This is a genomic window from Streptomyces sp. LARHCF249 (assembly GCF_052871255.1).
In genome coordinates this window covers 22,162-38,734 of the sequence record NZ_JBIXJQ010000009.1, presented here as the reverse complement: position 1 = coordinate 38,734, position 16,573 = coordinate 22,162, and the positions used below count along the sequence as shown (strand labels likewise).

Sequence of the window (16,573 nt, the reverse complement as noted above, 5' to 3'; positions counted from 1 at the left end):
CTCACCCGCCCGCGAACGGCGGGAGCACCTCGACGGTGCCCCCCTCGCTCAGCAGGACGGAATCGTGCGGGCGCTTGCCCACAGGCTCGTCATTCACCAGGAAGGAGCAGCGCAGCAGGACCCGGGTCAGCTCCCCGGGGTGGCGTTCCCGCACGGCGTCGAGCGCCTCGGCCAGGGTGCGCGCCGAGTACGGCTCCTCCGCCGTCTCGGCCGCGGCCTTGGCCGCCGCCCAGTAGCGGATGGTTCCGTTTGCCACTGCAGCTCCTATCGTCGGCTCTCTACCGTCGGCCTCCATGATGACCCCTCCGCGCACCCGCACCGGTGTGCCTCCGCGCGCCCCGGGTGCGCCCCCGGGACCGGCGGTCCCGCCCGGCGGGCCGCCGATCCGGCGAAACCGGGGCATAGCCCCAGCTACCGCTGGGAGGCGCCCCCAGGTCAGGGGCGTGGCAGGAACCACAGAAGAGGACGCGGCGAGACCTCGGCCCGGAAAGCACCGGTGGGCTATTCTGCTGGCGAGAGGATCCGGGCAATGTTGCCCCCGGGTCCTTTTGTGCTTTCAGCACGTTGAACGAACCGGAAACAGTGGTATCCATCGGGGCCTCAGGGCGCGGGGCCCGGATGGAGACCGGCAGAGTCACCCGAGTCACCGTACGAAGCAGTACCGCGCACGTCCTCGACGGGACCGAGGAGGAACCGACGTGATGGACCAGCGATCCGTGCAGAACCGCCCGACCCGGGCAGGTGGTCAGGCATGAGCTCTCTTCTGCTGCTGACCAACGCCCTGCAGCCCTCCACCGAGGTGCTGCCCGCCCTCGGCCTGCTGCTGCACAACGTCCGGGTGGCCCCCGCCGAGGGCCCGGCCCTCGTGGACACCCCCGGCGCCGACGTCATCCTCGTGGACGGCCGCCGCGACCTGCCGCAGGTGCGGTCGCTGTGCCAGCTGCTCCGCTCCACGGGTCCGGGCTGCCCGCTGATCCTCGTCGTGACCGAGGGCGGCCTCGCGGCCGTCACCGCGGACTGGGGCATCGACGACGTGCTCCTGGACACCGCCGGTCCCGCCGAGGTCGAGGCACGGCTGCGGCTGGCGACCGGCCGTCAGCAGCTGGGCTCGGACGACTCCCCCATGGAGATCCGCAACGGCGACCTGTCGGTGGACGAGGCCACGTACTCGGCGAAGCTCAAGGGCCGGGTCCTGGACCTCACCTTCAAGGAGTTCGAGCTGCTCAAGTACCTCGCGCAGCACCCGGGCCGGGTCTTCACGCGGGCGCAGCTGCTGCAGGAGGTCTGGGGCTACGACTACTTCGGCGGCACCCGGACGGTCGACGTGCACGTACGGCGGCTGCGCGCGAAGCTCGGCCCCGAGCACGAGTCGCTGATCGGTACGGTCCGCAACGTCGGCTACCGCTTCGTCACGCCGGAGAAGGTCGAGCGGGCGGCCGCCGAGGCCGCGGCCCAGGCGGCGGCGAAGGTGGCGGCCCAGGCCGCGGCACACGCCGGCGCACAGGCCGGCGCACAGTCCGCTTCCTAGGCCTTCGCACGGGCCGGGGGGCCGTCACCCGGTCGGCCGAAGCTCCTGTGAGCATCCACTCCGCAGACGCCCTGCCCAGAGGGAGGTCACCCCGCGTAGACTTCCGCGCGTGGCCAAGGTGACGCGGGATGACGTGGCGCGACTTGCGGGTACCTCTACCGCCGTCGTGAGCTACGTCATCAACAACGGACCCCGGCCGGTTGCCCCGGCCACGCGCGAGCGTGTACTCGCCGCGATCAAGGAGCTGGGCTACCGCCCGGACCGGGTCGCCCAGGCGATGGCCTCGCGGCGCACCGACCTCATAGGCATGATCGTCCCCGATGCCCGGCAGCCGTTCTTCGCGGAGATGGCACACGCGGTCGAGCAGGCCGCCGCCGAGCGCGGAAAGATGGTGCTCGTCGGGAACTCCGACTACCGCGACGAGCGCGAGGTCCACTACCTGAGGGCGTTCCTCGGGATGCGGGTCTCGGGCCTGATCCTGGTCAGCCAGGGCATGAGCGAACGCGCGGCGTCCGAGATCGAGGCCTGGGACGCGCGGGTCGTGCTGCTGCACGAGCGTCCGGAGGCGATCGACGACGTCGCCGTCATCACGGACGACATCGGCGGCGCCCAGATGGCGACCCGGCACCTGCTGGAACACGGCCACGAGTACGTCGCCTGCATCGGCGGGGTCGAGAACACCCCGTCGGTCGGCGACCCGGTGGCCGACCACGTCGAGGGCTGGCGCCGGGCCATGCTGGAGTCCGGCCGTTCGGTGGAGGGCCGGCTCTTCGAGGCCCCGTACAACCGGTACGACGCGTACCGGGTGGCCCTGGAGGTCCTGGCCGGCCCGAACCGCCCGCCGGCGATCTTCTGTGCCACGGACGACCAGGCCATCGGTGTGCTCCGGGCGGCGCGGGAGCTCCGTATCGACGTGCCCGGAGAACTCGCCGTGGCGGGCTTCGACGACGTCAAGGAGGCGGCCCTCACGGACCCGCCGCTGACCACGATCGCCTCGGACCGCCCGGCGATGGCCCGCGCGGCGGTGGACCTCGTCCTGGACGACGCCCTCCGCGTGGCCGGCTCCCGCCGCGAACGCCTGAAGCAGTTCCCGTCGGCCTTGGTCATCCGCCGCTCCTGCGGCTGCCGCTGAGCCGTCCCTTCCGGATCTTGCCCCCGGCCCGGGAACGGCGCCGGGCTCGGGCTTATATCGGGCATACGCGGTTCTGTCGGGCTTCTCAGGCCAGGCTCAGGAAGCTCTCATGATCCGCGGCCAGAGTCGTGGCCATGACCGAGAGCTTCCGCCGCGAAGGCGAGTACCCGCAAGAGCACCGCCCGACCCCGGCCGGGGCGGCCTACCCGCCGCCGCCCTCGTACCCGCCCGCCGCGCCGGGCTGGCACGAGGCGCACCAGCCTCCCGTCATCCGGGGCGAGACCGTCCCGGCGGCCCAGGCCCCGGCGGAGCCCCCGGCCCCCGCCCGCCACCGCGCCAAGAAGCCCGTCGCGCTGATCGCCGCCGTCGCCCTCGCGGCAGCCGTGGTCGGCGGCGGCACCGCAGCCGCCGTCCAGCAGCTGATGGGCACCCCCGCCGCCGGCACCGGCGGTGTCAACGGCACCAGCGTCTCCCGGTCCAGCACCGGCACGGTCTCCGGCGTAGCCGAGCAGAACAGCCCGTCCGTGGTGCGCATCGACACCCGCACCGGCTCCGGCCAGGGCACCGGCTCCGGCATCGTCATCACCGCCGACGGCGAGATCGTCACCAACAACCACGTCGTCAGCGGCGCCTCGCAGATCCAGGTGACGATGAGCGACGGCAAGACGTACCCCGCAAAGATCGTCGGCACCGACCCCGACAAGGACCTGGCCCTGATCAAGCTCCAGGGGGCGAGCAGCCTCAAGCCCGCCGTGCTCGGCGACTCCGGCAGCCTGAAGGTCGGCGACCAGGTCGTCGCCATCGGCTCCCCCGACCGCCTCACCGGCACGGTCACCAGCGGCATCGTCTCCGCCCTCGAGCGCGAGGTGAACGTCGCGAAGCCGGAGCAGCAGTCCCCGCGGCAGGGCGACGGCGGCTGGCCGTTCTCGTACGGCGGTCAGCAGTTCAACGGGAACACCGGCTCGGACACGGCCGCGTACAAGGCCATCCAGACGGACGCCTCCCTCAACCCCGGCAACTCGGGCGGCGCGCTGTTCAACATGAACGGCGAGGTCGTCGGCATGCCCTCGGCGATCTACTCCCCCAACAGCGGCGGCGCCGCCGGCAGCGTCGGCCTCGGCTTCGCCATTCCGGTCAACACCATCAAGGCCGACCTGGACTCCCTCCGCAAGGGAGGCCCCGGCGGCACGGGCTCGGCCGGCGGCAGCAGCGGCAACGGCAGCGCCGCCAACGGCTTCGGCACCTCGTACTAGCCCGTCGTGCGAGGCTGGGAGACACCCGCCCGCACCGCAGACCACCCCTGGGGGACCACCCGTGCATGCCACCGAAGGCGACCAGCACCGCATCCTCGTCGTCGACGACGAGCCGGCCGTCCGCGAGGCCCTGCGCCGCAGCCTCGCCTTCGAGGGGTACGCCGTCCAGACCGCGGTCGACGGGATCGACGCCCTCGACAAGGCGGCCTCGTACGCCCCCGATCTGATCGTCCTCGACATCCAGATGCCCCGGATGGACGGCCTGACGGCCGCCCGCCGGCTGCGCGGCGCGGGCAGTGTCACCCCGATCCTGATGCTCACCGCCCGCGACACCGTCGGCGACCGTGTCACCGGCCTCGACGCGGGCGCCGACGACTACCTCGTCAAGCCGTTCGAGCTGGACGAGCTGTTCGCCCGCGTCCGCGCCCTGCTGCGCCGCAGCTCCTACGCCGCCCCGCAGGCGGGCGACGAGAGCGCCGAGGACGCGCTGACCTTCGGCGACCTGCGCATGGACCTGGCCACCCGCGAGGTCACGCGGGCCGGGCGCCCGGTGGAGCTGACCCGTACCGAGTTCACGCTGCTGGAGATGTTCCTCGCGCATCCGCGCCAGGTCCTGACCCGCGAGCAGATCCTCAAGACCGTCTGGGGCTTCGACTTCGAGCCCAGCTCCAACTCCCTGGACGTGTACGTGATGTACCTGCGCCGCAAGACCGAGGCGGGCGGCGAGCCCCGCCTGGTCCACACCGTGCGCGGGGTGGGCTACGTACTGCGCGCCGGCGAGAGCGGTCCCGAGTGAGCCGAGTGGGCCCCGCCGCCAGATTCCGCGCCCTGCCGCTGCGCTCGCGCCTCGCGCTGCTGGTCACGGTGGCGGTGGCGCTCGCCGTGGCGGCCGTCGCCGCGGTGTCCTGGGTGATGGTGCGCACCCAGCTCCGCGACCAGCTGGACAGCTCGCTGCGCGCCACCAACGCGGAGGCCCAGGCCAACCAGGTGTACGGGGCGATCGGCTGCGTCGCGGGCGGCGCCCTGCCGGACCGGCCGGCCAACAACCTCAGTGCCCAGGTGCAGATCGTGCGGGCGGACGGCAGCCACTGCTGGGTCGACGGCAAGAACACCCTGGAGGTCACCAGGACGGACCTGGAGGTCGCCCAGCGCCGCCGCGGCCCGGCCCTGTACGACGCGACGACCTCCGACGGGGTCCCGGTCCGCGTCTACGCCCAGCCCGCCCTGGTGGACCGGCAGCCCGCCGCACTGATCGTGGCGAAGCCCCTGGCCGATGTCGACAAACCCCTGTCCACCCTGGCCTGGATACTGCTCCTGGTCTCCGGCATCGGCGTGGTCGGGGCGGGCGCGGCCGGGCTGTGGGTGGCCCGGACGGGACTGCAGCCCGTCGACGAGCTGACCGGCGCCGTCGAGCACATCGCCCGGACCGAGGACCTGACCGTCCGGATCCCCGACGAGGGCGACGACGAGATCGCCCGCCTGTCGCGGTCCTTCAACTCCATGACGGCCGCCCTCGCCTCCTCCCAGGAGCGGCAGGCCCAGCTGATCGCCGACGCCGGGCACGAGCTGCGCACTCCGCTGACCTCGCTCCGGACGAACATCGAGCTGCTGGCCCGCAGCGAGGACACCGGCCGGGCCATCCCGCCCGAGGACCGCAAGGAGCTGCTGGCCTCCGTCAAGGCGCAGATGACGGAGCTCGCCGCGCTGATCGGGGACCTCCAGGAGCTGTCCCGTCCCGACGCCGTCTCCCCCGGCCCGCTCCAGGTGGTGGCCCTGCACGAGATCGCCGGGGCCGCGCTGTCCCGGGCCCGGCTGCGCGGACCCGAGCTGTCCTTCAGCTCCGACCTGAGGCCCTGGTACGTACGGGGCGAGGCGGCCGCGCTGGAGCGGGCGGTGGTCAACGTCCTGGACAACGCGGTGAAGTTCAGCCCTCCGGGCGGCGCGGTGGAGGTGACGCTGCGGGCGGGCCGGCTGAGCGTACGGGACCACGGTCCGGGCATCCCGGAGGACGACCTCCCGCACGTCTTCGAGCGGTTCTGGCGCTCCCCCTCGGCCCGCGCCCTGCCCGGCAGCGGCCTCGGCCTGTCGATCGTGGCCCGTACGGTGGCGCGCGCGGGCGGGAGCGCCGAACTGCGGGCGGCGTCCGACGGCGGCCAGGGCACGGAGGCGGTGCTCCGCATCCCGGGAGCCCCGTCCCCGCCGCCGCCCGGGCCCTCAGTTGTGCCGGATCAGTGAGGCGACCAGGCCGGAGCGGGTGTTGGGGAAGTCCATGGGGACGATCCCGAGCCCGGTCCGGCCGGCCATCTCCCCGCCGTCGACGAAGGCGTGCACCTGCGGGTTGAGCCGGTCGGAGTTCCAGCGCGGCGGCATGTACGCCGAGGTGCTGGTGTAGTTCACGAAGAGCTTGCCGGGCTGCTGGACGGCCTTGCGGAAGTGGTTCTCGATCTTGCCGCGTTTGGCGAAGGGCTCGGCGTTCCAGTCGTCCTGGATGTCGAAGACGTTGCCGTCGCCGTAGCGCAGGCCGGGCAGTCCGCCGTTGTCGGCGAGCAGGACCACCTTGCCGCGGGCCTGGCCGAGTGTGGGCAGGGTGTCGGCGATCCGGAACAGCGGGCGCCAGCCGCGGTTGTCCAGGTAGTCGTCGAAGACGGCCCGGAAGGTGGCGTCGCTGTCGGTGGAGTACTCCTGCTTGAGCCGCATCAGGACGGTCTCGGAGGGGCGTGCGGCGAGGAAGTTCCAACAGGTGGCGAGCACGTCGCCGAACATCAGGTTCTGGTAGAAGGACCCGTGGTGGATGGCGAACGAGCCGCCCGTCACGCGGCAGCGGACGTCGAGGAAGCGGATGCCGGAGTCGAGCTGTTCGGCGATCGAGGTGTTCTGGCAGGCGACGTAGAGCCCGCCCTGGCGGGCGCCGGAGTCGTGCGTGCCGGGGATGGTCATCCGCTGGAGGGGCGTCGCGTCGCCGAGGCCCGCCATCCAGTCCTGGGTGCCGAGTGCCGTGGCTGCGGCGGGTGGTGTTCCCAGCCCGACGGCAACGCCCGCGGCCAGTGCTCCGACCAGAAACGCCCGCCGGTCCAGTCCCGTGCCCATGCCCATGCCCGCCCCTTTGCCGACCCAGTGGTGGGACCGGATTATGGCGTGCGGAACCAGCCTTTACTACCCGTCGGTAGAGGCGAAGTTCGGAGCAACCCCCCTGCGATTACGTCCAGTTGGGACGGACCTAGCCGTCCAGCAGCTCCGCCATCGCACGAAGCCCCTGCGCGATCGCCCGCCCGTCGGGCGTGTGCTCCGGGTCGGTCAGGTGCTGGACCATCACCCCGGTGAGCAGTGCGAGATGCACCGACCCGAGGGCCCGTACGTCCTCCTCGCCGACCGCGTCCTCGGACACCCCGCGCAGCTGCGCCGCCACCATGCGCCGGGACCGGCGCTGGCCCTCGGCCAGGGTCGCGAGCAGTTCGGGCGAGGACTGCGCGTGCACGAAGGCCTCGATGTTGGCGATCCACAGCCAGCGCATGTCGCCGAAGTCCCGGATCTTGCGGTCCCACGTGTCGGCGTAGCGCTCCGCGGCGGTGTCCCCCTGGCCGGCGAGCCGGCCGGCGCCCGCCGCCCACTCGTCCATCGCGGCGAAGAGCGCCTGGTTGAGCAGCGCCTCCCGCGATCCGAAGTGGTAGCCGATCGCGGCCATGCTGACGTTCGACGCCGTGGCGATGTCGCGCACGGTCGTGCGGAAGTAGCCCTTCTCCTCCAGGCAGCGGCGCGCTCCGGCCAGCAGGTCCTCGCGATTTCCCATGCCGGGATCGTAGCCGCGGAGGTTTTTGGGCAAGCGCCCAAGACATGCGTATTGCGCGCTTGCCCAAATCCTGGCAGGCTGCGGTCATCGGAAGATCGAAGAACGGGAGACCGCCATGCAGCGCCACGAGCTGAAGATCGACGACCGAACCCTCTCCTACCTGGACTTCGGCGGCACCGGCCGCCCGCTGTTCGCCCTGCACGGCGGCCTCTCCGAAGCGGCCTCCTACGCGGACCTGGCCGCCGCGCTGCGCGGCGAGTGGCGGGTCATCGCCCCCGACCAGCGCGGCCACGGCGACTCCGACCGCACCCCCGCGTACGACCGCGCGGGATACGTGGGCGACGCCGTGGCCCTGCTGGAACACCTGGACCTGGGCGGCCCGGTGCCCGTCCTCGGCTTCTCCCTCGGCGGCACCAACGCCTACCACCTGGCCGCCGCCCGCCCCGACCTGGCGTCCGCGCTGATCAACGTCGACTCCCCCGTGGAGGTCGTCCGCAGGGACGGCCCGGACTTCTGGGCCTTCCTCCACCACCTCCCGTACACCGCGCCGACCCGCGAGGAGCTCATCACCGCCCTCGGCCCGATGGGCCCGACCTACGCCCCCGCCCTGCGCCCCGAGGGCAGCGGCTGGCGGCTGCCGTTCCACCCGCAGGACACCCTGGCCACCCTGGCGGGCGCGTACGGCGACCGCTGGGACGTCTGGCTCGCCAGCGACTGCCCGGCACTGCTGATCCACGGCCTGCGCAGCGAGGCCCTCTCGCAGGAGCAGGCCGACGCGATGGTCTCCCGGCGGCCCGGGACCTCGTACGCCGCCCTGGACACCGAGCACTTCGTGCCCTTCCAGGACCCGGAGGGCTTCGCGAAGGCCGTCCGCGCCTTCCTCGCGACCCTCTGAAGACCTCCGCACACGCCGGAGGGGCGGCGGGCCGTCGGGCCCACCGCCCCTCCGGGCGTGCTGTACGCGGGTGTTGCCGGTGCTACTTGATGACCGTGATCCGGTCCGCCGCCGGCGGGACGATCGGGTTCGCCGCCGTCGACTTGCCCAGGTAGGCGTTGAAGCAGTCCAGGTCGGGCGCGCCGACCAGCTTGTTCTTGTGCTCCTTCAGGACGGTGAAGCCGTCACCGCCGCCCGCGAGGAACTCGTTCATCGCGACCCGGTAGGTCTTGGCGGGGTCGATCGCCGCGCCGTTCAGCTTCACCGAGTCCACGACGATGCGGTCCGCACCGGTCTTGGTCATGTCCAGGGTGTACGTGAAGCCCTTCGACACCTGGAGGATCTTCGGGTTCACCCCGTTGACCGGGCCGCTGACCTGCTGCTGCAGGGCGGTGATCAGCTGCGCGCCGGTCAGGTCCACGATGTTCATCATGTTGTTGAACGGCTGGACCGTGTACGACTCGCCGTACGTCACGACACCGTCGCCCTCGGCCCCGGAAGCCTTGTAGGCGAGGTCGGCACGGATGCCGCCCGGGTTCATGATGGCCAGCTGCGCGCCGCCCTTGTCGGCCGGGGCGAGCGCCTCGAGCTGCGCGTCGGCGATCAGGTCGCCGAGCGGCTTCTCCGGCGCCTCGGAGCCGCGGCCCGCGATGTCGGCGGAGATGAAGCCCTGCGGGCGGTTCGCGATCGGGGCGGCGAGGGTGTTCCAGCGCTGGATCAGCTCGGTCATGTCCCCGGCCTTGGCCAGATCACGGGTGACGACCTTGTTGACCGGCTTGGGCGAGCTGACCGGCGTACGGACGATGTCCTTGGTCTGCCGGTCGTAGGTCAGCGTGGTGTCCGTGAACAGCCGGCCGTAGGAGGCGGCCGAGGTCACCATGCGCGGGTTGCCCGCCGGGTCGGGGATGTTGCACGCGTACGCCTGGTGCGTGTGGCCGGTGACCAGCGCGTCGACCTTGGGGTCCAGGCTCTTGGCGATGTCCACGATCGGACCGGAGATGCCGGCGCCGGCGCCCGGGACGTCGCAGTCGTAGTTGTACGCGCCGCTCGCGGGCAGACCGCCCTCGTGGATCAGCGCGACGATCGACTTCACGCCCTGCTTGTTCAGCTCGGCGGCGTACTTGTTGATCGTCTCGATCTCGTCGTTGAACTTCAGGCCCTTGACGCCCTCGGCGGTGACGACGTCCGGAGTGCCCTCCAGGGTGACGCCGATGAAGCCGATCTTCACGTCCCCCTTCTTCCAGATGAAGGTGGGGTTCATCATCGGACGCTTGGTCTTCTCGTCCGTGACGTTGGCGGCGAGGAACTTGAACTCGGAGCCCGCGAACTCCTTGCCCTCCTCGTAGCAGCCCTCGACCGGGTGGCAGCCGCCGTACGCCATGCGGCGCAGCTCGGCCCTGCCCTCGTCGAACTCGTGGTTGCCGACGCTGGTGACGTCCAGGTCGAGCTTGTTCAGCGCCTCGATGCTCGGCTCGTCGTGGAAGAGCCCGGACAGCATCGGGCTGCCGCCGATCATGTCGCCGGCGGCGGCGGTGACGGAGTACTCGTGGCCCTTGCGGGCTTCGCGCAGGGCGGTCGCGAGGTACTCGACCCCGCCCGCGGGTATGGCTTTGGTGGTGCCGTCGGCCTGACGTTCGGTCACATTGCCGGAGGAGCCCTGCGGGGGCTCCAGCGTGCCGTGGAAGTCGTTGAACGACAGCATCTGCACGTCGACGGTCCGGCTCTTGGCGGCACCGCCACCACTCGCGGCCCCGGCCGGCAGAGCGGCGGCGACCATCGCCCCGGCCCCCGCCGTGATGGCCAGAGCGGTGAGGGTCAACCGGCGGGTGCGGCGGTGCCGTTGTGGCGTCGCTGACATTTAGTCCCCTTTGTGGACAGCGAGACAAACTTGGGAGGTCCGCCGCAGCCTATGGTCAACGCGCGTAGCACGACAGGGGGTATCGGGTATCGAGGTGGTTACGCGCAGAAGACGGACCTCTGCCCGGGGCCGCACCCGCCCCGGCGCCCGCCGCGGTCGTAGGCTCAAGGCATGACTGACGCAGCAGCGGCCCTGGAGCCGGGACGGCAGATCGAGACCCTCGACGAGCTGACGGAGGAACAGGCCGAAACCGTACTCGCCCTCATCGAAGACGCCGCACGCACCGACGGCACCACCGCCGTGTCCGAACAGGGCCGCCTCCAGCTGCGCGGCGGGCCGCGCGCGGGCATCCGGCACTTCCTGCTCACCGAGGGCGGCCGGCTCGCCGGATACGGGCAACTGGAGGACACCGACCCGGTGGAGGCCCCGGCCGCCGAGCTCGTCGTCCACCCGGCGCTGCGCGGCCGCGGCCACGGGCGGGCCCTGGGCACGGCCCTGCTGGCCGCCTCCGGCAAGCGGATCCGGGTGTGGGCGCACGGCGGAAAGTCGGCCGCCCGGCACCTCGCCCAGGTGCTCGGCCTGACCCTCTTCCGCGAGCTGCGCCAGCTGCGCCGGCCGCTCGGCGCGGACGCCGACCCGCTGCCGGAGCCGGTGCTGCCGGCGGGTGTGACCGTACGGACCTTCGTGCCCGGCACCGACGACGCGGCCTGGCTCGCGGCGAACGCGGCCGCCTTCGCCCACCACCCCGAGCAGGGCGCGCTGACCCAGCGTGACCTGAACGACCGGATCGCGCAGCCCTGGTTCGACCCGGAGGGCTTCTTCCTCGCCGAGCGCGCCGGAGAACTGGTCGGCTTCCACTGGACGAAGATCCACCGGGCCGAGCAGCTGGGCGAGGTCTACGTGCTCGGCGTCCGCCCCGGCGCCCAGGGCGGCGGCCTCGGGAAGGCCCTGACGACGATCGGCCTGCGCCACCTCGCCGCGGCGGGCCTGCCGACGGCCATGCTCTACGTGGACGCCGACAACCCGGCGGCCCTGGCCGTCTACGAGGGCATGGGCTTCACGACCCACGAGGTGGACCTGATGTACCGCACGGAGAGCTGACAGGGCCGGAGGCCGGCCGGCGCAGTGCCGAACCCAGCCCCGCCGGCGATCGGGGCGCGGGGTCCGGGGCGGAGCCCGGCAGCGGACCCGCACCCGGGCCCGGATCCGGACCGGCACCCCGGCGGAGCCGGGAAGCCACACGCCATTAACCGGGCATTCAGACGCGCTTGCGACTCTCCCCGCATGCACCCCCGACTCCGACTGACGGCCGACACTTCCGACGCGCCTGTCCTCCCGCTCGCGCGGAAGAATGGAGTCATGAGCCACAAGCCCAGCGCAGGCCCCACCGAGGTCCCCGCCCAGCACCCGTCCCACACGTCCGCCGCCCCCGCGGGAACGCCGGGCAACATGGCCGTCACGGGCGCCCACGCGCGCATAGGCTCCATCAGCGCGCACCGCCCGCACGTCGACCTCGAGCCCGATCTCGACGCCGACCTGGACGCCTACGACGACAAGGACGGCGGCGAGCTGCCGCCCGGCCGGTTCCTCGACCGGGAGCGCAGCTGGCTCGCCTTCAACGAGCGGGTGCTGGAGCTCGCCGAGGATCCGACGACGCCCCTGCTGGAGCGCGCCAACTTCCTGGCGATCTTCGCGAGCAACCTCGACGAGTTCTTCATGGTCCGCGTGGCCGGCCTCAAGCGCCGCATCGCGACCGGCGTCGCCACCCGTTCGGCCTCAGGACTGCAGCCCCGCGAGGTGCTGGACCTCATCTGGACCCGCTCGCGCGAGCTCATGGCCCGGCACGCCGCCTGCTTCCAGCAGGACATCTCCCCGGCCCTGGCCGAGCAGGGCGTCCACCTCATCCGCTGGCCGGACCTCACGGAGAAGGAGCAGGCGCGCCTCTTCACCCTGTTCCGCAACCAGATCTTCCCGGTGCTGACCCCGCTGGCGGTCGACCCCGCGCACCCGTTCCCGTACATCTCGGGCCTCTCGCTGAACCTGGCCGTGGTCGTGCGCAACCCGGTCAGCGGCCACCGCCACTTCGCCCGGGTCAAGGTCCCGCCGCTCCTCTCCCGCTTCCTGGAGGCCTCCCCGCAGCGCTACGTCCCGCTGGAGGACGTCATCGCCGCGCATCTGGAGGAGCTGTTCCCCGGCATGGAGGTGCTCGCGCACCACATGTTCCGCGTGACCCGCAACGAGGACCTCGAGGTGGAGGAGGACGACGCCGAGAACCTCCTCCAGGCCCTGGAGAAGGAGCTCATGCGGCGCCGCTTCGGCCCGCCGGTGCGCCTGGAGGTCGAGGAGTCCATCGACCCGGGCGTACTGGACCTGCTGGTGCAGGAGCTGAAGGTCAACGCCTCCGAGGTGTACCCGCTGCCCGGCCCGCTGGACCTGACGGCCCTCTTCGGGATCGCCTCGCTGGACCGGCCCGAGCTGAAGTACCCGAAGTTCGTCGCCGGCACCCACCGGGACCTGGCCGAGGTCGAGTCCGCCTCCGCGCCGGACATCTTCGCCGCGCTGCGCGAGCGGGACGTGCTGCTGCACCACCCGTACGACTCCTTCTCCACCTCGGTGCAGGCCTTCCTGGAGCAGGCCGCCGCCGATCGGGACGTGCTCGCGATCAAGCAGACGCTGTACCGCACCTCCGGCGACTCGCCGATCGTGGACGCCCTGATCGACGCCGCCGAGGCCGGCAAGCAGGTCCTCGTACTCGTCGAGATCAAGGCCCGCTTCGACGAGCAGGCCAACATCAAGTGGGCGCGCAAGCTGGAGGAGTCCGGCTGCCACGTCGTCTACGGCCTCGTCGGCCTCAAGACCCACTGCAAGCTGTCCCTCGTCGTCCGCCAGGAGGGCGACCAGCTGCGCCGCTACTCGCACGTGGGCACCGGCAACTACCACCCCAAGACGGCCCGGCTGTACGAGGACCTCGGCCTGCTCACCGCCGACCCGCAGGTCGGCGCGGACCTCTCCGACCTCTTCAACCGGCTGTCCGGCTACTCGCGCCGCGAGACCTACCGCCGGCTGATGGTGGCGCCCCGCTCGCTGCGCGACGGGCTGATAGCCCGGATCGACAAGGAGGCCGCCCACCACCGGGCCGGCCGCCCCGCGTACGTGCGCCTGAAGATGAACTCGATCGTCGACGAGGCCCTCATCGACTCGCTCTACCGGGCCTCCCAGGCCGGAGTGCCCGTCGACATCTGGGTGCGCGGCATCTGCGCGGTGCGCCCCGGAGTACCCGGGCTCTCGGAGAACATCCGGGTCCGCTCGATCCTCGGCCGCTTCCTGGAGCACTCCCGGGTCTTCGCCTTCGGCAACGGCGGCGAACCCGAGGTGTGGATCGGCAGCGCCGACATGATGCACCGCAATCTCGACCGCCGTATCGAGGCACTGGTCAGGGTCGCCGACCCGGCCCACCGCGCGGCCCTGGACCGGATGCTGGAAACCGGGATGTCCGACGTCACCTCCTCCTGGCACCTGGGCCCGGACGGCGAATGGACCCGGCACAGCACGGACGCGGAAGGCCAGCCGCTGCGGCACGTACAGGAGATGCTCATAGACGCCCGGAGGCGCCGGCGTGGCTCAGCCAAACCATGACCCGATGGCAATGACGGGATGCGCGGGTGACGTGCTCGGCGCGTACCTGCGCACCCAGGCCACCGCCTTCCTGCGCGGGCTGCGCCTGCACGAGGAGGGGGGGTCCCCCCGGACGGGGGTGCCCCCGGCGGCAGCCGGGGGAGAGTCCGGGGGCGGGGCCGACGCCTCGGAACGAAGCGATGCGGCGCGCAGCCTGCGGGGGGCCGCGCGCCGGATCAGCGGATCCCTGGCCACCTTCCGGGTGGTGACCGAGTCGTCCTGGGCGGACGGGCTGCGCACCGAGCTGGTGTGGCTGTCCTCGACCCTGGCCGACGAGCACGCGTACGCCGCCCGGCTGGCGCGGCTGATGGACGCCCTGCACCGGCTGTCGGGCACGGCCGAGCTCCCGGCGCCGCGGGGTACCGCCGGTGCGCTCACGGTGGGCTCGGCGCGCGCGGGCGCGCTGCTGGAGCGCCAGCTCACCCTGGCCCGTACGCGCGCCCACTCGGCGACCCTCCAGGCCCTCGGCTCCGCCCGTTTCCACGCGGTGGCGGACGCGGTGGCGGTGCTGGCCTCGGAGGTCCCGCTGGATCCGATCGCGGCCCGGGGCCGCATCGAGGACGTCCTGGTGCCGCTGGCCGCGGTGGCCGAAACCCGACTGTCCGCGGCGGTCGCGGCGCTGCCGTCGCCCGAGGACACCCACCCGTACGACGCGGACTGCGACGGGCCCTGGCACGAGGTACGCCGCCTGCTGCGGGTCCACCGGTACGCGCGGGAGGCGCTGGGCGAGGACGTGACGCGCGCGGCCGCCGCGGGCGAGGCCCTGGAGCGCCACCGCGACGCGTCGGAGGCGGCGGCGGCCTCGGCGACGGCGGCCCGTACCCCGCGGATCGCCCCGGCGACGGCCTACGCCCTGGGAATCCTGCACGCGGACCAGCGCCACGCGGTGGAGTCCGCCCGTTTCGACTTCCGGCAGATCTGGGTCCCGGCCCCGGTGGACGCTGCCGCGGGCGTTCCCGTGGACGCTCCCGCGGGCGCCCGCGGCCACGCCGAGATAACGGCCGGGTAACGGAGGCTTACGGCCGTGGGCGACCGCTCCGGTTCGCACCGGGTCGTCCGCCACGGTTCACCGTCCGTTCACTCGGGCCGGTCGGCCGCTTCACCTGATCTGACTAATTTCGGCTGTGCACGGTGCGAGCCGCCCGGCGTACGAGCGACTCGGCCGTGCAAAAGACGTAGTCCTCTTCGCACGCCGCCCCGATACAGAAAGCGGCCGGCGGCTTCTGGAAGGAACACCCGAAAGTGAAGCTTCAGCGCAAGAGCATGCTTCGTGCCTCCGCCCTCGGGGCGCTCGTCGTGTCCGGCGCCCTGGTCCTCACGGCGTGCGGCTCGGACGACAACACGAAGACCGCGGACGGCACGGCGAAGCCGTCCGCCGCCGCGGGCGACATCAAGTGCGACGACGCCAAGGGCAAGCTCCTGGCCTCGGGCTCTTCCGCGCAGAAGAACGCGGTCGAGCTGTGGGTGAAGAACTACATGGCCGCCTGCCCCGGCGTCGAGGTGAACTACAAGTCGTCCTCCTCCGGTGAGGGCATCGTCGCCTTCAACCAGGGCACCGTCGGTTTCGCCGGCTCCGACTCGGCGCTGAAGCCGGAGCAGGTCGAGGAATCGAAGAAGATCTGCACCGGCGGCCAGGGCATCAACCTGCCGATGGTCGGCGGCCCCGTCGCCCTCGGCTTCAACATCGCCGGCGTGGAGAAGCTGAACCTCGACGCCGCCACGATCGCCAACATCTTCAACGACAAGATCAAGAAGTGGGACGACGAGGCGATCAAGAAGCTGAACCCCGGCGTCACGCTTCCCTCCACCGCGATCCAGGCCTTCCACCGCTCTGACGACTCCGGCACCACGGAGAACGTCACCAAGTACCTCAAGGCCGCCGCCCCCGACGCGTGGCCGCACGAGGCCGCGAAGAAGTGGGCCGCCCCGGGCGGCCAGGCCGCGTCCGGCTCCGCCGGTGTCGCCGCCCAGGTCAAGCAGGTCGACGGCTCGATCGGTTACTTCGAGCTCTCCTTCGCCAGCTCGCAGGGCATCAAGACGGTCGACCTGAACACGGGCGCCGCCGCCCCGGTCAAGGCCACCGGCGAGAACGCCTCCAAGGCCATCGCCGCCGCCAAGATCGCCGGCACCGGCTCCGACCTGGCGCTGAAGCTCGACTACACCACCAAGGCCGAGGGCGCCTACCCGCTCGTCCTGGTGACGTACGAGATCGTCTGCGACAAGGGCAACAAGGCGGAGACCCTGCCGACCGTCAAGTCCTTCCTGAACTACACCGCCTCGGACGCGGGCCAGAAGGTGCTCCTCGAGAACGGCTACGCGCCGATCCCGGCCGAGATCAACACCAAGGTCCGCGAGGCCATCTCCAAGCTCGGCTGATTCCTGACCCTCCCGGTGCCGGGCGGATCC

The 16,573-nt window shown here is 72.0% G+C and carries 14 protein-coding genes; 10 read left to right on the top strand and 4 right to left on the bottom strand.

The annotated features are described in order from the left end of the window. Position 1 precedes the first annotated feature (1 nt). The gene (locus ACIPUC_RS25090) at positions 2 to 256 is read right to left on the bottom strand and encodes a MoaD/ThiS family protein (protein WP_446592331.1); all 255 of its coding nucleotides are present in this window, start codon (positions 254 to 256) and stop codon (positions 2 to 4) included. A gap of 495 nt (positions 257 to 751) precedes the next feature. Between ACIPUC_RS25090 and ACIPUC_RS25085 the strand changes: the two genes are divergently transcribed. From ACIPUC_RS25085 to ACIPUC_RS25065, 5 genes are all read left to right on the top strand, one after another. Continuing rightward, complete coding sequence (locus tag ACIPUC_RS25085; RefSeq protein ID WP_446592330.1) at positions 752 to 1,528, top strand: response regulator transcription factor; 777 nt, start codon at positions 752 to 754, stop codon at positions 1,526 to 1,528. A gap of 109 nt (positions 1,529 to 1,637) precedes the next feature. Continuing rightward, on the top strand, positions 1,638 to 2,660 hold the full coding sequence (locus ACIPUC_RS25080; protein ID WP_446592329.1) for a LacI family DNA-binding transcriptional regulator: 1,023 nt from the start codon (positions 1,638 to 1,640) through the stop codon (positions 2,658 to 2,660). Between the two features lie 134 nt (positions 2,661 to 2,794). After that, complete coding sequence (locus ACIPUC_RS25075; protein ID WP_446592328.1) at positions 2,795 to 3,913, top strand: S1C family serine protease; 1,119 nt, start codon at positions 2,795 to 2,797, stop codon at positions 3,911 to 3,913. 61 nt (positions 3,914 to 3,974) lie between these two features. Next, positions 3,975 to 4,709: a response regulator transcription factor gene (locus ACIPUC_RS25070; RefSeq protein WP_446592327.1), complete on the top strand. Its 735-nt coding sequence runs from the start codon at positions 3,975 to 3,977 to the stop codon at positions 4,707 to 4,709. Continuing rightward, complete coding sequence (locus ACIPUC_RS25065) at positions 4,706 to 6,148, top strand: sensor histidine kinase (protein WP_446592326.1); 1,443 nt, start codon at positions 4,706 to 4,708, stop codon at positions 6,146 to 6,148. Before ACIPUC_RS25070 ends, ACIPUC_RS25065 begins: the two co-directional genes overlap by 4 nt. On the opposite strand, the gene ACIPUC_RS25060 is transcribed toward ACIPUC_RS25065, so the two are convergent. Beyond that, positions 6,128 to 7,006 (bottom strand): phosphatidylinositol-specific phospholipase C, encoded by an 879-nt coding sequence (locus tag ACIPUC_RS25060; RefSeq protein ID WP_446592325.1) that lies wholly within the window; start codon positions 7,004 to 7,006, stop codon positions 6,128 to 6,130. The two genes, ACIPUC_RS25065 and ACIPUC_RS25060, sit on opposite strands and share 21 nt — an antisense overlap. Before the next feature lie 124 nt (positions 7,007 to 7,130). Then, a complete protein-coding gene (locus tag ACIPUC_RS25055) occupies positions 7,131 to 7,700 on the bottom strand; it encodes a TetR/AcrR family transcriptional regulator (protein WP_446592324.1) in 570 nt (189 codons plus the stop codon). Between the two features lie 115 nt (positions 7,701 to 7,815). Here ACIPUC_RS25055 and ACIPUC_RS25050 point away from each other — a divergent pair, with 115 nt between their 5' ends. Then, on the top strand, positions 7,816 to 8,595 hold the full coding sequence (locus ACIPUC_RS25050) for an alpha/beta fold hydrolase (protein ID WP_446592323.1): 780 nt from the start codon (positions 7,816 to 7,818) through the stop codon (positions 8,593 to 8,595). A gap of 82 nt (positions 8,596 to 8,677) precedes the next feature. Here the strand turns inward: ACIPUC_RS25050 and ACIPUC_RS25045 are convergent, their stop codons facing one another. Further along, a complete protein-coding gene (locus tag ACIPUC_RS25045) occupies positions 8,678 to 10,492 on the bottom strand; it encodes a bifunctional metallophosphatase/5'-nucleotidase (protein ID WP_446592322.1) in 1,815 nt (604 codons plus the stop codon). A 171-nt stretch (positions 10,493 to 10,663) separates the two neighbouring features. Here ACIPUC_RS25045 and mshD point away from each other — a divergent pair, with 171 nt between their 5' ends. The 4 genes from mshD (at position 10,664) to pstS (ending at position 16,543) form a co-directional block, all read left to right on the top strand. Then, entirely contained in the window at positions 10,664 to 11,593 is a 930-nt protein-coding gene (mshD, locus tag ACIPUC_RS25040; RefSeq protein ID WP_446592321.1) for a mycothiol synthase, read from the top strand. Between the two features lie 258 nt (positions 11,594 to 11,851). Next, on the top strand, positions 11,852 to 14,128 hold the full coding sequence (locus tag ACIPUC_RS25035; protein WP_446592320.1) for an RNA degradosome polyphosphate kinase: 2,277 nt from the start codon (positions 11,852 to 11,854) through the stop codon (positions 14,126 to 14,128). A 4-nt stretch (positions 14,129 to 14,132) separates the two neighbouring features. Then, positions 14,133 to 15,176 carry a CHAD domain-containing protein gene (locus tag ACIPUC_RS25030; RefSeq protein WP_446592319.1) on the top strand — a complete coding sequence of 348 codons (1,044 nt, stop codon included), beginning with the start codon at positions 14,133 to 14,135 and terminating at the stop codon, positions 15,174 to 15,176. Between the two features lie 233 nt (positions 15,177 to 15,409). Continuing rightward, the gene (gene pstS, locus ACIPUC_RS25025) at positions 15,410 to 16,543 is read left to right on the top strand and encodes a phosphate ABC transporter substrate-binding protein PstS (RefSeq protein WP_446592317.1); all 1,134 of its coding nucleotides are present in this window, start codon (positions 15,410 to 15,412) and stop codon (positions 16,541 to 16,543) included. Positions 16,544 to 16,573: the final 30 nt, after the last annotated feature.

Excerpts from the sequence above, each read along its gene's own strand:
- ACIPUC_RS25085 (WP_446592330.1), top strand. The coding sequence starts at position 752 with ATGAGCTCTCTTCTGCTGCTGACCAACGCCCTGCAGCCCTCCACCGAG.
- ACIPUC_RS25075 (WP_446592328.1), top strand. The coding sequence starts at position 2,795 with ATGACCGAGAGCTTCCGCCGCGAAGGCGAGTACCCGCAAGAGCACCGC.
- ACIPUC_RS25060 (WP_446592325.1), bottom strand. The coding sequence starts at position 7,006 with ATGGGCATGGGCACGGGACTGGACCGGCGGGCGTTTCTGGTCGGAGCA.
- ACIPUC_RS25055 (WP_446592324.1), bottom strand. The coding sequence starts at position 7,700 with ATGGGAAATCGCGAGGACCTGCTGGCCGGAGCGCGCCGCTGCCTGGAG.
- ACIPUC_RS25050 (WP_446592323.1), top strand. The coding sequence starts at position 7,816 with ATGCAGCGCCACGAGCTGAAGATCGACGACCGAACCCTCTCCTACCTG.
- ACIPUC_RS25045 (WP_446592322.1), bottom strand. The coding sequence starts at position 10,492 with ATGTCAGCGACGCCACAACGGCACCGCCGCACCCGCCGGTTGACCCTC.
- mshD (WP_446592321.1), top strand. The coding sequence starts at position 10,664 with ATGACTGACGCAGCAGCGGCCCTGGAGCCGGGACGGCAGATCGAGACC.
- ACIPUC_RS25035 (WP_446592320.1), top strand. The coding sequence starts at position 11,852 with ATGAGCCACAAGCCCAGCGCAGGCCCCACCGAGGTCCCCGCCCAGCAC.
- ACIPUC_RS25030 (WP_446592319.1), top strand. The coding sequence starts at position 14,133 with ATGGCAATGACGGGATGCGCGGGTGACGTGCTCGGCGCGTACCTGCGC.